Source organism: Methylobacterium sp. J-118, from assembly GCF_057836565.1.
Genome location: NZ_JBYQFA010000001.1, coordinates 95,756 through 110,294 on the forward strand (window position 1 = coordinate 95,756; position 14,539 = coordinate 110,294).

The window sequence follows — 14,539 nt, forward strand, 5'->3', positions numbered from 1 at the left end:
GCCCTACACCTCCAGCAGCGCGCGGCGCCGGAGCGGGCGCGCGAACAATTCGGCGAGGTCGCCGGCCTGCTCGTAGCCCTGCACGGGCGTGAACAGCAGCTCGATCGACCACTTCGTCGAGAGGCCCTCGGCCTCCAGCGGGTTGGCGAGGCCGAGGCCGCAGACCGTGAGGTCGGGACGGGCCGCCCGGCAGCGGTCCATCTGGTCGTCGAGGCTCTGGCCCTCGGTCACCCGGGTGCCGGCGGGGAGCCACGCGATCTCGGCGGCGAGATGGCCTTGGTGCAGGTAGGGGGTCCCGACCTCCACGAGCGCGGCGCCGAGTTCCCGGGCGAGGAACCGGGCGAGCGGCACTTCGAGCTGCGAATCGGGGAAGAAGAACACCCGCTTGCCGGCGAGTTTTTCGCGGTGGGGCGCGAGCGCGGTCTCGGCCCGGGCGCGGCCGGCGGCGGTCGCCGCCGCGAATATCTCGTCGGCGACTCCGAACGCGTCGGCTGCCGCCTGCAGCCAGCCGGTGGTGCCCTCGGCGCCGAGCGGGAACGGGGCGGCGAGCCGGTGCGCGCCGCGCTCGTCGAGGGCACGGGCGGTGTCGGCCAGGAACGGCTGGGCCAGCAGGTAGCGGGTGCCGCGCCCCACCGCCGGCATCGCACCGGCACGACGGGCCGGGAGGAAACGGACATCCGCGATCCCCATCGCGGAGAAGATGCGGAGGAACTGGTCCTCGACCACGTCGGCGAGCGCGCCCACGATCAGCAGCGACGGCGGGGCCTCGGCCGGCGCCCGGGGCAGTTCCGGCACCAGGGCGGCGAGGCAGGCATCCTCGCCCTGCGTGAACGTCGTCTCGATGCCGGAGCCCGAGTAGTTCAGCACCCGCACCGGCGCGAGGCGCCCCGAGAGCCGCTGCGCCGCCCGGGACAGGTCGAGCTTGATCACCTCGGACGGGCAGGAGCCCACCAGGAACAGGAGCTTGATGTCCGGCCGGCGCTCGATCAGACGGGTCACGACCCGGTCGAGCTCCTCGTTGGCGTCGGCGATTCCCGCGAGGTCGCGCTCGTCGATGATCGCGGTGGCGAATCGCGGCTCGGCGAAGATCATCACGCCGGCGGCCGACTGGATCAGGTGCGCGCAGGTCCGCGAGCCGACCACCAGGAAGAACGCGTCCTGGATCTTCCGGTGCAGCCAGACGATGCCGGTGAGCCCGCAGAACACCGCGCGCTGCCCGTGCTCCTGGTGCAGGTCGATGCCACCGCAGGCCTCGGCGTCCCGGGCGGTCTGGCGCGGCAGGGGCGCGTTCATGACAGCGCCTCCGCGAGGCGCGGCGCCCTGGTGCCCGTGCCCTGCAGGCGGGCGGCCCGCAGCTTCAGCACGAACTGGCCGGCATTCACCACGTAGGTGGCGTAGGCCGTGAGCGCGAGCATGAGCAGGGCCCGCTCACCGAGGGCGCCGGTGGCCAGCGCCGCGAGGTAGGCCGTGTGGAGCGCCAGCACCATCATGCTGACCACGTCCTCCCAGAAGAAGGCCGGCGCGAACAGCCAGCGGTCGAACACCGCCTTCTCCCAGATCGAGCCGGTGATCATGATCGCGTAGAGCGCCAGGGTCTTGACCACGACGGAGATCTCGGCGGCGAGCGGGCTCTCGCCGGTGGCCAGGGTGCGCAGCACCAGGACGAGGCTCACCAGGAAGACCGCGAATTGCAGCGGGGCCAGCACGCCCTGAACCAGGGTCCAGGGCGTGGCGTCGCGCCGGCGCCGTTCGGCAGGCGTGTAGAGCGGTCGTGCCGGCCGGTCCTCGGGACCCATGCATCCGCCCCCTGTTTCTCGGCGGCGCCTGAGGCCCCGTCCCTGGCAGAGGCTAGGGCGTCGGGTCCGGAAGTGTCAAGTGCGCTTGACGCTCGGGATGTATGACAGTGGGGCGAAAATTTTTCTTGGTCTAAGATGATTGCCAAGATCGCCAGGAAGCGTATCGTCTGGCTCGAGAGCAGACAGTCCGGTGACTTGGCACATCAGATCCGGGACTGAGGAAGTCGAAGACTAGACGGGCTCGCAGTCCCGCATCCGATGTGTGAGCGCAGCTGCCGGTTTTTCGAGCCGCGGCCGTTTCAAGGAGGGATGCCGATGGGGGACTGGAGGCATTTCGGAGCGCGCCTAGAACACGCGACATCCGGGCCGGGGTGCGGGTCCGTTGGCGATGTCGTCCCGGCATTCCGCGGCGTTTCCCGCGCTTGGTCCGCCCCCAAGCGAACCCTCAGCCCCCTGCCGGATTCCCTCGCCCGGGTCGTGGAAGCCGAGATCCTGCCGCGGCTGATGCTGGCCCACCGCCCGGGTGCCGGGCGCCGGTCCCCGGTCGAGCGGACGCTGACACCGCAGGAGATCGCCGCGTTCAGCGCCCTCCTCCTGGCCCCCGGACCGGTGGATCTCGACGCCGAGGTCGACGCCCTGCTGGATGCCGGCCTGCCGCTGGCGCGGCTGCTCCTCGATCTGCTCGCCCCGGCGGCCCGGCATCTCGGGGCCCTGTGGGAGGAGGATGCCTGCGATTTCCTGGCCGTAACCGAGGCGCTCGGCCGGCTCCAGGCGATGTGCCGGCATCTCTGTTTGGAACTGGAGGACGAGGCGGTCTCCGTCTGCGGGCGCAGCGTGCTGCTGCTGCCCTGTCCCAGCGAGACCCATCGGTTCGGCCTCTCGATCGTCGCGAGCTTCTTCCGGGAGGCCGGCTGGGACGTGACCACGGCGGTGCCGGAACCCGGACTCGATCCCCTCGACCTGCTCGCCACCGATTGGTTCGACGTGGTCGGCCTGTCGCTCTCGAGCGACGTGCTCCTGCCGGTCCTGGTCGCGACGGTGGCGGATGTGCGACGCGCCTCCCGCAACCCGGCGGTCCGCGTGCTGGTCGGCGGTCCCTATTTCGTGCGCCACGGCGGCGATGCGAGTATTGTCGGCGCCGATGCCTGCGCACTGGACGCGTGCCTCGCACCCGCCGCGGCGGAAGCTTTGCTGGACAGACAGGCCCTGGCCTGCTGAAAGGGCCCCAATCCACCTCATCACATCACGGTGATCGTGACGCTCCAGCCCCACCCCACCCCCCCAGGGCCGCTCGCGGCCCTGGACCAGGTGGCCGGCCACCTCGGCGGCGAGGCGGTCGGGCGCATCGTCGCGGCGTCTTCTGATCTGTCGCTTGTGATCGACGCCGAGGGCGTGATCCGCGACGCCTCGATCGGCGCCGATCTCGAAGCGGAGAACATCCCCGGCTGGCTGGGCCGGCGCTGGGTCGATATCGTGACCGCCGAGAGCCGGCCGAAGGTCGACGCCCTGCTGCGCGATGCCCGGCCCGAGGGCATCACCCGCTGGCGCCAGGTCAACCACCCCTCCCCCAGCGGCATCGATCTGCCGATCCGCTACGCCTCGATCCGCGCGTCGGAGGGTGGCCCGATCCTGGTCCTCGGGCGCGACATGCGGGCGGTGGCCGCGCTCCAGCGCCGCCTGATGGAGAGCCAGCAGGCTCTGGAGCGGGATTACGAGCGCCTGCGGTCCGTCGAGACCCGCTACCGGCTCCTGTTCCAGATCTCCGGTGAGCCGGTGCTGGTGGTCGATGCCGGCAACCGGCGGGTGGCGGAGGCCAACCCGGCGGCCGCGCGCCTGCTGGGTCGACCCGCCAAGCGCGTCGCCGGCCAGGACGTGATCGACCTGTTCGACGCCGTCAGCACGCGGGCGCTGGAGGCGCAGTTCGCCGCCCTGCGGGCGACCGGGCAGGCCGGGGAGGTCCGGGCCGCCCTGCCGCACGGGCGCGGCGAGGTCTCGGTCTCGGTCTCGCTGTTCCGGGGTGAGGGCGGCGCCAGCGCCCTGATGCGGCTCGTGGCCGATCCGGCCACCGTCGAGGCCGGCCCCGGCCAGGAGGCGCCCACCCGGGCGGTGATCGAGGCGATGCCCGAGGGGTTCGTGGTCACCGACTCGGCCCGCCGGATCCTCACCGCGAACGCCGCCTTCCTGGAGTTGATCCAGCTCGCCAGCGAGGGGCAGGTTCGCGGGCGCACCCTCGACCAATGGCTCGGCCGCGAGGAGACGGAGGCACAGGCCCTGTTCGCGACCCTGGTCGATCACGGCTCCGTGCGGCGCTTCGCGACCGTGATCCGCGGCGCCTACGGCGGCGTCGAGGACGTGGAGGTCGCGGCCGTCTCGGTGGCGGGCGCCCGCCCCTGCATGGGCTTCGCGATTCGGACGACCCCCCGCCGGATCCCCGAGGGGCGATTCTCCGGCGGGCGGGACGTGCCGCGCTCGGTGGAGCAGATGACCGAACTGGTCGGCCGGGTCTCGATGAAGACCCTGGTCCGCGAGACCACCGACCTGATCGAGAAGCTGTGCATCGAGGCGGCCCTGCGCATCACCCGGGACAACCGGGCCTCGGCGGCGGAGATGCTCGGGCTGAGCCGGCAGGGTCTCTACGCCAAGATGCGCCGCTACGGCGTCGGCGATCTCGATGGTCCGGTCGAGGCGGACTGATCGCCGGATACGGCCCTTCCGATCGGCCGATCCCGAAGACGGGCATCCGGTGGTGCGGGGACGGATTGTCCCGATTCGCCGCCCGCGACACCACGCGGACCGCATTCGGCCGTGGCCCCGGGACCGATCCGGATGCGCCCGCAGCGGCCTCCCACGGGCGGGGATCTCGGCGCGTCGCGGGTGCTTGGTACACCGGAACCGCGCGGGCTCTGCATATTGTATTCTAGCCCGACGATGTATTCGGCAGACAAACCAATCCGGCGTTCCCGCGGTCTGTGTAAATCCAACTTGACACATGGTGGAGGGTCGCTAGCCTGACGCCATGGCCGCTACGCCCGCCCCGAGCGCAGTCATCGAGCTGCTGAAGCCGATCACGTGGTTCGCGCCGATGTGGGCGTTCGCCTGCGGGGTGATCTCGTCGGGGCAATCCACCCATGGGCAATGGCCGGTGATCGCCGCCGGGGTCCTGCTCGCCGGGCCGCTGGTCTGCGCCACCAGCCAGGCCGCCAACGACTGGTTCGACCGGCACGTCGACGCGATCAACGAGCCCGGGCGGCCGATTCCCTCCGGGCGGATCCCGGGGCGCTGGGGTCTCTATCTCGCCCTCGGTTGGACGCTGCTGTCCATGGCGGTGGCGGCCGCCCTGGGCCCCTGGATCCTCGGGGCCGCCCTGTTCGGGCTGGTCCTCGCCTGGATCTACTCCGCGCCGCCCCTGCGCCTGAAGAAGAACGGCTGGTGGGGCAACGCCGCGGTCGGGCTCTGCTACGAGGGGCTGCCCTGGTTCACCGGCGCCGCCGTGATGGCCGCCGCCCTGCCCGACCGGCGGGTGCTCGTCATCGCCCTGCTCTATTCGGCGGGCGCCCACGGCATCATGACGCTCAACGACTTCAAGTCGGTGGAGGGCGACCGGCGCATGGGCCTGCTCTCGCTGCCGGTTCAGATGGGTTCGGAGCGCGCCGCGCGCTTCGCCTGCCTGGTGATGGCCGTGCCGCAGGTCGTGGTTATCGCGCTGCTCGTCGGCTGGGCGCGGTATGGGCATGCCGGGCTCGTGGCGGCGCTGCTCGTCGGCCAACTCGCCCTGATGGTCCGGTTCCTCAAGGCCCCCCGGGAGCGGGCGGCCTGGTACAACGGCACCGGCACGACCCTCTACGTCCTCGGCATGCTGGTCGCGGCCTTCGCGCTGCGGCCGCTGGTGGGAGGGGCGTGATGGGTGAGCCCGGTTCGAGCGCGGGCCAGCGGACGCTGGGCTGGCCCCAGATCGTCCGCCTCGGTCTCGTCCAGACCGCTCTGGGCAGCGTCGTCGTGCTGATGACCGCCACCCTCAACCGGGTGATGGTGGTGGAACTCGCGCTGCCCGCCTTCGTCCCGGGCCTGCTGGTCGCTCTCCATTACGCGGTGCAGGTGCTGCGCCCGCGCTGGGGCTATGGCTCCGACCGGAGCGGCCGGCGCACCCCGTGGATCGTCGGCGGCATGGCGGCGCTCTGCCTCGGCGGGTTCGGCGCGGCCTGCGGTACCGCCCTCGCCGCTGAAAACCTCGCCCTCGGGCTGGCGCTCGCCGCCCTGTCCTTCCTGGCGGTCGGGATCGGGGTCGGGGCGGCGGGGACCTCGCTGCTCGTGCTGCTCGCGGGCGGCGTCGCGCCGGCGCGGCGCGGCGCGGCCGCCACCATCGTCTGGGTGATGATGATCGTCGGCTTCGCGGTCACGGCCCCGCTGGCGGGCCATTTCCTGGATCCGTTCTCCGGCCTGCGCCTGGTGGCGGTCTCCGGCACGGTCTCGCTCATCGCCTTCACGGTCGCCCTCCTGGCGGTGGCGGGCATCGAGCGGCGCCTGCCCGCCCGGGCGGCCGAGTCCGAGACGGCACGGCTGCCGTTTCGCGCGGTCCTGGCCCAGGTGCTCGCCGATCCCCTGGCCCGGACCTTCACGATCTTCGTCTTCGTCTCGATGCTGGCCTACAGCGGCCAGGAACTGATCCTGGAGCCCTATGCCGGCCTCGTCTTCGCCATGAGCCCCGGCGCCACCACCAAGCTCGCCGGGCTCCAGCACGGCGGGGTGCTGGCCGGGATGCTGCTGGTGGCCGGCGTGACCCTCGCGGCCCGGGGCACCCCCCTTGCCTCCCTGCGGCTCTGGATCGCCCTCGGCTGCGCCGGCTCGGCCGCCGCCCTGTTCGCGCTGGCGGCGGGTGGCGATGTCCTGCCGCTGCGGCCTTCGGTGTTCGCGTTGGGGGTCGCCAACGGCGCCTACGCGGTCGCCGCCATCGGCTCGATGATGGCTCTGGCCGGGCGCGGCGGCGAGCGCGAGCGCGGGACCCGAATGGGTGTCTGGGGCGCGGCGCAGGGCGTCGCCTTCGGGGCCGGCGGTTTTCTGGGGGCGGCCGCGGTGGATCTGGTGCGGCTGGTCACGGCCGAGCCGGTCCAGGCCTACGCCGCCGTCTTCGCCGCGGAGGGGGCGCTGTTCCTCGTCGCGGTGCTGCTGGCCTTGCGGCTCGCGCCCGCCCGGACCCCGGGCCGGCGCACAATTCCACTCAATCCCCTCCTCGGCGTGAGGTGACGCGATGGCACGGTTGGATGATGGCGGTGAAGGCCGCGACGCCCTCCCTCCCCCCCCTGCGGGCGAGGGTACCCTGCGAAGCAGGGGGGGAGGGGGGCAGCACGACGGAGCGGGTTTCGGCTCCCGGCTCGCCGTTTCCGGCACCGTCGCTCCCCTCCCCCGACCCGGCCTGACGGCCGGCCCACCCTCCCCCGCAGAGGGGGGAGGGAAAGCGCGTCGTGCCGATGCGTCCTACGACGTCGTCGTGGTCGGCGGCGGTCCCGCAGGCGCCACCGCGGCCACCGACCTCGCCCGGGCCGGCCACGCGGTCCTGCTCCTCGACAAGCCCGGCCGGATCAAGCCCTGCGGCGGCGCGATCCCGCCCCGGCTGATCCGCGACTTCGCGATCCCCGATTCGCTCCTCGTGGCGAAGATCCGGTCCGCCCGGATGGTGGCGCCGAGCGGCAAGGCCGTCGACATGCCGGTGGGCGAGGGTTTTGTCGGCATGGTCGACCGCGAGCAATTCGACCCCTGGTTGCGCACCCGCGCCGAGGAGGCCGGCGCCGACTTGCGCGCGGCCGCCTACGAAAAGATCACCCGGCCGGATGACGGACCGGCGCTGGTCCATTTCAGCACCGGCGCCGGAGAAGCCCTCGTCCGGCACGCCGTCCGGGCGCGCCTGGTCATCGGCGCCGACGGCGCCTGTTCCCCCGTCGGCCGGGCCGAGGTGCCGGGCCACGCCAAGATGCGGCAGGTCTTCGCCTATCACGAGATCCTGCGGGTGCCGGAGGCCGGCGCCCCCGGGGCCGAATCGGTCGAGGCGACCCGCTGCGACGTCTATTACCAGGGCCGTCACTCGCCCGACTTCTACAGCTGGATCTTTCCGCACGGGGAGACGCTGAGCATCGGCACCGGCAGCGCGAAGAAGGGCTTCTCGCTGCGCTCCTCGATCCGGGCCCTGCGCGCGGCGACCGGGCTCGAGCATGCCGAGACCCTGCGCCGCGAGGGTGCGCCGCTGCCCCTCAAGCCCCTGAAGCGCTGGGACAACGGTCGCGACGTGCTGCTGGCGGGCGATGCCGCCGGCGTCGTGGCGCCGGCCTCCGGCGAGGGCATCTACTACGCGATGCTGGGCGGCCGCCTCTCCGCCGAGGCCGCCGCCGTCTTCCTGAAGACCGGTGACGTCAAGGCCCTCGCGCGGGCGCGGAAAAGCTTCATGAAGCTGCACGGGCGCGTGTTCTGGATCCTCGGGATGATGCAGTGGGTCTGGTACCGCAGCGACGGCCTGCGCGAGCGCTTCGTCTCGATCTGCCGGGACAAGGACGTGCAGCAGCTCACCTGGGACAGCTACATGAACAAGGAGCTGGTCCGGGCGAAACCCGCCGCGCATGCGCGGATCTTCTTCAAGGACCTCGCCCACCTGTTCCGTTGGGTCTCCCCGTGAGCCTCATCGGGACCGGTTGGGGCCCGCCCGTCGTGGCGGCGCTCGCGGCTGTGCTGGTGGCGCTGGCCGGTGCCCTCGCGACCACCACGGACAGCTGGTACCGGCACCTGCGGTTCCCGGCCTGGAAGCCGCCGGACTGGGCGTTCGGGCCGGTCTGGTCCGTGATCTTTCTGCTCACCGCCACGGCCGGGGTGATCGCCTGGAACGGCGATCCCGACCCGACGGACCGGCTCCTGCTGCTCGCCGCCTACGCGGTGAACGGGGCGCTCAACATCGCCTGGAGCGTGCTGTTCTTCCGGTTCCGCCGCCCGGACTGGGCGCTCGCCGAGGTCGCGGCCCTGTGGCTGTCGATCGCCGTGCTGGTGCTGGTCACCGGCCGCGTGAGCGTCGCAGCGGGGCTCATGAACCTGCCCTACCTCGCCTGGGTCAGCGTCGCCGCCAGCCTGAACCTGCGGATCGTGCGCCTGAATGCGCCGTTCCGGGCGGCCTGATGGAGGCCCTATTCGCCTCCGGCCGGATGATCGACGGGATCCTGCTGCTCGTCGCCGGGGAGGCGATCCTCCTCGCGTGGCTGCGCCGCCGGGGCGGGCCGCCGCTGCCGGCGCTGCTCGCCAACCTCTCCTCCGGGGCCGCGCTGATGCTGGCCCTGCGGTCCGCCCTGGTGGCGGCGGGATGGATCAACGTCGCCGGCTGGCTGCTCGCCGGGCTCGTCGCGCATCTCGCCGACCTCGGTCTGCGGTTCCGGGCAGCAACGGCACAACGCCGCAGGGCTCCGTCGTCCGGAACTCCCGCTTGAAGGGCCGCGTTCACGCGCGGCACACATTGAAATTCTTCCACGCTAGGGACGGAGACGCGGCATGCAGCGCACGAAAGCCCTCTCCTCCGGCCGGGTCTCGGCCCCGATCCTGGCGAGCCTGCTCCTGGCCGCTCCGGCCCTGGCGCAGGACGGCTCCGACCCGGTCGAGCGGGGAAAATACCTCGTCACCATGGGCGATTGCGCCGCCTGCCACACGGCGCCGGGCGGCAAGTTCCTTGCCGGCAATTACGCCCTGAACATGCCCTTCGGCGTGATCATGACCCCCAACCTCACCTCCGATAAGGAGACCGGCCTCGGCAACTGGAGCTACGAGGATTTCGACAAGGCGTTCCGGCACGGTTACAGCAAGAACGTCGGCTACCTGTACCCGGCCTTCCCGTTCGGCTGGTTCACCAAGGTCACCGACGAGGATACCAAGGCGATCTGGGCCTATCTGCAATCGGTCCCGGCGGTGAACGAGAAGCGGCAGGAGAGCCAGATCCCGTTCCCGTTCAGCGTGCGCACCGCGCTGGTGACATGGCGGACCGCCTTCTTCACCGAGGAGCGCTTCAAGCCCGATCCCAACGCCAGCGCCGAGGTGAATCGCGGCGCCTATCTGGTCGAGGGCCTCGGCCACTGCGCCATGTGCCACAACGAGAACAAGCTCGTGGGCAATACGAGCTTCGCCGGCCGCTTCGGCGGCGGCGTCATCGATGGTTGGTACGCCCCCAACATCACCCCGGACGGCCACCAGGGCATCGGTGCCTGGACCGACGAGCAGGTCGTGACCTACCTCAAGACCGGCACCGCCCCGGGCGACCGGCCCGGGGTCGCCGCCGGCCCGATGCGCCAGACCATCATGGAATCCCTCTCCAAGGTGAAGGAGGAGGACCTGAAGGCCATGGTGGCCTACCTGCGCACGGTTCCCGCCAAGCAGACCTACAAGCCGAAGGATCTCGCGGCGTTCGATACCGCCGGCGCTCCGGGCGCTTCGACCTACCTGACCTACTGCTCCTCCTGCCACCAGCCGGACGGCAAGGGCATCGAGGGCGCGGTTCCGGCGCTCGCCGGCAATACTTCGGTGATGTCCGAGGGGCCCGAGACGGTCCTGCGGGTGATCTATGGCGGCCTGGCCGCCCAGAGCGGGCTCGCGCCGATGGTGGCCATCGGCCAGCAGATGACCGATGTCGAGGTGAAGAACGTCACGGACTACATCCGCAATTCCTGGGGCAACAAGGCACCGCCGGTGACCGGGGACAAGGCCTCCGAAGCGCGGGCCGCCACCAAGACCATGCTGGCCGGCACCGCCCCCTGCGCGGAGATCGAGCAGGACACGCTCAAGACCGCCTTCGATCAAGTGGGCGTCCAGGACACCCTCAGGGGCGTGAAGCAGCAGGACTTCGTGCCGACCCTGGTCCGGCTGGTGCCGCAGATCAAGGCGGCCGCCGCCGGTGCCACGGACGACGACGTGGTCAACGCGCTGACCACGGCCTTCTGCAAGGTCGCCCACGACGACCCGCAATACGGCAAGCCCAGCTGGCCGGCCGTGATCGGTACCTTCTCCAACGTCGCCTACAGCCAGGTGAAGCACCCGGAGAAGCAGGCGGTGAACGTCCCGTCTGCGACGACGCCGCCGACACGGAAGGATTGAGGCCGGGGCTCACGCCCGGCCTGCCCGGCGGCACTCGTTGGCAAAGGGCGGCAGGCCTCGGTGCGGCGCTCCAAGCGCGAGGCCCGGATCAACGGGTCGCGTGTTGTGACCGGCGCGGGGCGCCCGGGACGGAGCCCTGGCCGTTTTCCTCTCGGACCACCGCCCGCTGGAACAGCACCTGCGTCGAACCTCGGAGATTCACCGGGGGGGCAGTCCGGCGCATCGGTCGGGACCGCAACGATGCTCGATGATGGCCGGTCCGGGATCCGGCGGCCCTCAGGGAAGCGTGCGCTCTGCCCAGTGCATGACAGGCACGGATGTGCCCCCCGACGCAACCCTGGTCCATCCCAACCTGAGATATTTCTGGGATGATTTAGGGTGCATTGTCTTGTGTGATGCACGCCGCGTCGAAACAGCAGAGTGCAGCCAGAAATCTGTCCAGACCGATTGTGTTATTGCAAGACTACGATCTGAATTCAGGTCCCCGACGGTGACAACAAGGGTGGGAGCCGCTTGACGACGGAAGGATATCTGCGCACTTAATCATGCCTCTGTGGTTTAAGATTCGGATAATTTATAAGAAAAAGATTTACAACTGTACAGGTTACTTATCTAAGACCTGTAATGACGTATTTATATCAGGACGCGATTTGAGATACGGAGATTGGTTGTGCCTGAACGCAAGATTACCCTTGCGCTTCTGCGAACGATCGCCGAGGCGAGTGGGACCGACATCGATTTCTTCGTGTTGCCGCCGCACATAACCGAATCGGCGGGCGGTTCTCCGTTGCGGCGGGGATATCGGCGCGCTGCGATGCTGCCGCGCTTGTTCAGGGCCTATTTCGCCCTGCCCGGCATAGAGAACCGTCTGCGGGCACTCCGGATGATCGAGGCGATGGCGGCACGCGCGCAGCGAAGGGGCGGCGACACGGGTCCATGATCATGCGCCCCGGCGTGACGCTCGATGCGCAGTTCGAGGCCGGCCGCGCAGTCTGCGGGTCCCGCGGGAACGGACATCGCCGCGCGTCGTTTGAGCGTGGATCCCCCGAGACGTCCGATCCGGAGCGCCCGTGTCCAGCCTCGTCCGCATCCTGCTCGCGATCTTCATTCCGCCGATCGCGGTCCTCGTCACCACCGGCTTCGGCATCCAGTTCCTGCTGAACATCCTGCTCTGGATCCTCGGCTGGCTGCCCGGCACCGTCCACGCCCTCTGGCTGATGAACCGCGACCGGCCGCTGCTCTGAATTGCCAGCGGAGCGCCGTCCCGACCTGGCCGCCCGCAGCGGGGCGGCCGACGCGCCGGTTCGCCCGGATCAGGGCTTGGTCTTCTCCGCCTTGGCCTTGTCGTCCTTCGGCTTGCCCTCCGGCTGGGTCTTGGCGAGGGCGATCTTCCCCTGACCCTTGGCGGGCGTCGCGTGCGCCTTCACGACGTGCTTGGGCGACACCGCGTCGGCCACCTTCGCCAGCTTGACCGGCTCGGGGACGAGCGTGGCGTCAACCGCCGGGGTCGGCGGGGTGGTCGGGGCCGCGCTGTTCTTGGCGAAGAGCGTGCCGAACAGTTTCTGGTAGCTGCTCGCATCGCCGTCCGCGTCCGCCACGGCGATCCGCGCGGGTTTCTCGGGCAGGGCCGCGGTGGTGTCGACTTTGATCTCAGGCTCGGCCCGGTTCGCCATGAGGGTCGCGGCAACCGGCTTCGCCGGCCCCCTGCCGACCGCCCGGCCTGCTTTGGCGGCCTTGGCCGGTTCGGCGGCCGCCACCAGGGTCGGCTGCCCCTTGGGTTCGAACTCGATCTCCTGGGGGCCCGCCGCCAGGGTCTCCGGGCGGCTGACATCGCCGAGATTGTGCCGGCCGTATTCCTTGGCGTCGTAGGGCAGCACCGTCTCGGTGCCGCCGAGACTCGCGAAGGCGCTGGTGTTGGCCGGCGGGCGAAAGACCGGGTTCTGTCCACCGTCCTGGTAGACCACCCGCACCGCAGGCGTGCCCTTGGCGACCAATTCGGCGACCGTGCGCTCGTCGCGCTCGCTCTTCTCGGCAACCTGGGGTTCGACCTTCGGCTTGCACGAACCGGCCGCGGCATCCGCGCCGCCGAACACGTATTTGGTCCCGCACTGGCCGATCTTCGGCTCCTCGCGCAGGGCCTCGAAATAATCCGACCCCTCCTTGAGGTTGCGCCAGAACCCGATATTCGGGTCGTTGCGGAACTTGGCCATGTTCTCGGCGGTCATCCGGAACGGGTAGGACTGGAACTGGAAGCTGCGCTGGCCGCCGATGAACGCGTCGCGGGCGATGGCGTAGATCTCCGCGATGGTAGCGTCGGTCATGGCGAAGCAGCCGGCCGACGAGCAGGTGCCGTGCACCATCAGATACCGGCCGGAGCGGCCGTTGGCCCGGTCGACCGCATTCGGGAAGCCGGTATCGAACGAGAGGTAATACGCGGAATTCGGGTTCATCAGGCCCGGGGTGATCGTGTAGAAGCCCTCCGGCGCCTGCCGGTCGCCCTCACGGACCTTCGGGCCGAGCTGGCCGGACCAGCGGCAGATCGGGTAGGTCTTGAGCAGGGCGTAGCGGCCGTCGCCGCCCCGCTTCCAGACCTCCATTTCCGCCTCCTTCTTGTAGGTGCGGATCAGGATCGGGTCGGATGGCTGCAGGCCCTTGGTCTGCATCAGGGCGAGCGTCTGAGGGTCGATCGGCGCGAGGCTGCGCGCGCTCGGGCCGTTGATGCCGGAACCGTCCTGGCAGCCGGCCAGCGCGAGGGCCAGCAGGGAAGCGGCCGCCAGCAGTCGCGCAGTCGCGAGACGCGCCGTCATGGGGAACCTCGTCGTCTTAGCCTGCGCCCGGCGGCCTTTTCATAGCCGACATCGGGCGCCACTCCCCAACCCAATAGGCTCGTTAAGCTTGCGCCTTTGTTACCGCAAGATCCTGTCTGCAACAGGGCACGGGACTCTTCGGTGAATGGCGGCGCCACCGAGCCTGCAGGGAAGGCGATCCGGGTCGGGCCACCAGCGGCGAATCATTCCTGTTCTGAACGGCTTCGGGCTTGCCGCGACCCCGAGGCATCCAGCCGCTGCGTTGGTGAGGAGACGCACGCTGCAAGGACCAGCTTGCGCCCATTCGGCAAAATCGCCAGCTTTCCCTGACGCGCGAGCTTCTGCCGGAATCAGCGAACGATGGGCATCGGTATCCGGATCGATCCAGGCATCACAGCGGCCGGAACCGGCTCGCGAAGAGGGAGGCGTGGCCCATGACGGCGCTCTCACTCGACACCTATGCCCTGGTCCGTCGGCTCAAGGCATCCGGTCTGTCCGAGGATCAGGCCGAGGCGATCACCAGTGCGATCCGCGAGAGTCGCGATGCCGATCTCGCGAACCTGGTCACCAAGACCGATCTGGCCGAGGCCAAGTTCGACATCATGAAGTGGATGATCGGCTCGATCGGCTTCCAGACGATCGTCATCGTCGGCGCCATTGTCGCCTTGTCGCGCGCCACGCACTGACGGAGACGGGTTTCCAGAGGGCCCAGCCCTTTGGCGGGGTATCGGGGCGGAGACCCGATGCATCGAGCTTCGCTCGACCCAGGGCTTTGCCCTGGGCCCGCAAAAGGTCCCGGACCCAGCCCTTTCAAGGTGTTTGGCGCAG

General features: G+C 70.3%; 14 protein-coding genes. 11 read left to right on the plus strand and 3 right to left on the minus strand.

All coding sequences use genetic code 11. The features are described from left to right. Positions 1-3 precede the first annotated feature (3 nt). Together AC3IF3_RS00435 and bchF are read right to left on the minus strand one after the other, a co-directional pair. On the minus strand, positions 4-1,293 hold the full coding sequence (locus AC3IF3_RS00435) for a ferredoxin:protochlorophyllide reductase (ATP-dependent) subunit N (protein WP_489226689.1): 1,290 nt from the start codon (positions 1,291-1,293) through the stop codon (positions 4-6). After that, positions 1,290-1,796: a 2-vinyl bacteriochlorophyllide hydratase gene (bchF, locus tag AC3IF3_RS00440; protein ID WP_489226691.1), complete on the minus strand. Its 507-nt coding sequence runs from the start codon at positions 1,794-1,796 to the stop codon at positions 1,290-1,292. The genes AC3IF3_RS00435 and bchF overlap by 4 nt, the downstream gene beginning before the upstream one ends. A 315-nt stretch (positions 1,797-2,111) precedes the next feature. Between bchF and AC3IF3_RS00445 the strand changes: the two genes are divergently transcribed. The 10 genes from AC3IF3_RS00445 to AC3IF3_RS00490 all read left to right on the plus strand — a co-directional run bounded on the left by AC3IF3_RS00445 (position 2,112) and on the right by AC3IF3_RS00490 (position 12,148). Then, positions 2,112-3,014 carry a cobalamin B12-binding domain-containing protein gene (locus tag AC3IF3_RS00445; protein ID WP_489219282.1) on the plus strand — a complete coding sequence of 301 codons (903 nt, stop codon included), beginning with the start codon at positions 2,112-2,114 and terminating at the stop codon, positions 3,012-3,014. 30 nt (positions 3,015-3,044) lie between these two features. Then, positions 3,045-4,490 (plus strand): transcriptional regulator PpsR, encoded by a 1,446-nt coding sequence (ppsR, locus tag AC3IF3_RS00450; RefSeq protein WP_243970457.1) that lies wholly within the window; start codon positions 3,045-3,047, stop codon positions 4,488-4,490. 322 nt (positions 4,491-4,812) lie between these two features. Then, complete coding sequence (gene chlG / locus AC3IF3_RS00455; RefSeq protein ID WP_243970455.1) at positions 4,813-5,697, plus strand: chlorophyll synthase ChlG; 885 nt, start codon at positions 4,813-4,815, stop codon at positions 5,695-5,697. After that, positions 5,697-7,037: a BCD family MFS transporter gene (locus tag AC3IF3_RS00460; protein ID WP_489226693.1), complete on the plus strand. Its 1,341-nt coding sequence runs from the start codon at positions 5,697-5,699 to the stop codon at positions 7,035-7,037. The genes chlG and AC3IF3_RS00460 overlap by 1 nt, the downstream gene beginning before the upstream one ends. 244 nt (positions 7,038-7,281) lie before the next feature. Continuing rightward, a complete protein-coding gene (locus AC3IF3_RS00465) occupies positions 7,282-8,457 on the plus strand; it encodes a geranylgeranyl diphosphate reductase (protein WP_489226694.1) in 1,176 nt (391 codons plus the stop codon). Next, positions 8,454-8,948, plus strand: a complete 495-nt coding sequence (locus AC3IF3_RS00470; RefSeq protein WP_489226696.1) for a TspO/MBR family protein — start codon at positions 8,454-8,456, stop codon at positions 8,946-8,948. Before AC3IF3_RS00465 ends, AC3IF3_RS00470 begins: the two co-directional genes overlap by 4 nt. After that, positions 8,948-9,253: a hypothetical protein gene (locus AC3IF3_RS00475; protein ID WP_489226698.1), complete on the plus strand. Its 306-nt coding sequence runs from the start codon at positions 8,948-8,950 to the stop codon at positions 9,251-9,253. Before AC3IF3_RS00470 ends, AC3IF3_RS00475 begins: the two co-directional genes overlap by 1 nt. A 61-nt stretch (positions 9,254-9,314) precedes the next feature. Further along, positions 9,315-10,904 (plus strand): c-type cytochrome, encoded by a 1,590-nt coding sequence (locus AC3IF3_RS00480; protein ID WP_489226699.1) that lies wholly within the window; start codon positions 9,315-9,317, stop codon positions 10,902-10,904. Between the two features lie 670 nt (positions 10,905-11,574). Next, positions 11,575-11,844, plus strand: a complete 270-nt coding sequence (locus AC3IF3_RS00485) for a hypothetical protein (protein ID WP_489226701.1) — start codon at positions 11,575-11,577, stop codon at positions 11,842-11,844. A 130-nt stretch (positions 11,845-11,974) separates the two neighbouring features. Beyond that, a complete protein-coding gene (locus tag AC3IF3_RS00490) occupies positions 11,975-12,148 on the plus strand; it encodes a YqaE/Pmp3 family membrane protein (protein ID WP_243970443.1) in 174 nt (57 codons plus the stop codon). A 69-nt stretch (positions 12,149-12,217) separates the two neighbouring features. Here the strand turns inward: AC3IF3_RS00490 and AC3IF3_RS00495 are convergent, their stop codons facing one another. After that, positions 12,218-13,711, minus strand: coding sequence for a L,D-transpeptidase family protein (locus AC3IF3_RS00495; protein WP_489226702.1), 1,494 nt, complete (start codon positions 13,709-13,711; stop codon positions 12,218-12,220). A 434-nt stretch (positions 13,712-14,145) separates the two neighbouring features. Between AC3IF3_RS00495 and AC3IF3_RS00500 the strand changes: the two genes are divergently transcribed. Continuing rightward, positions 14,146-14,397: a DUF1640 domain-containing protein gene (locus AC3IF3_RS00500; protein WP_489226704.1), complete on the plus strand. Its 252-nt coding sequence runs from the start codon at positions 14,146-14,148 to the stop codon at positions 14,395-14,397. Positions 14,398-14,539: the final 142 nt, after the last annotated feature.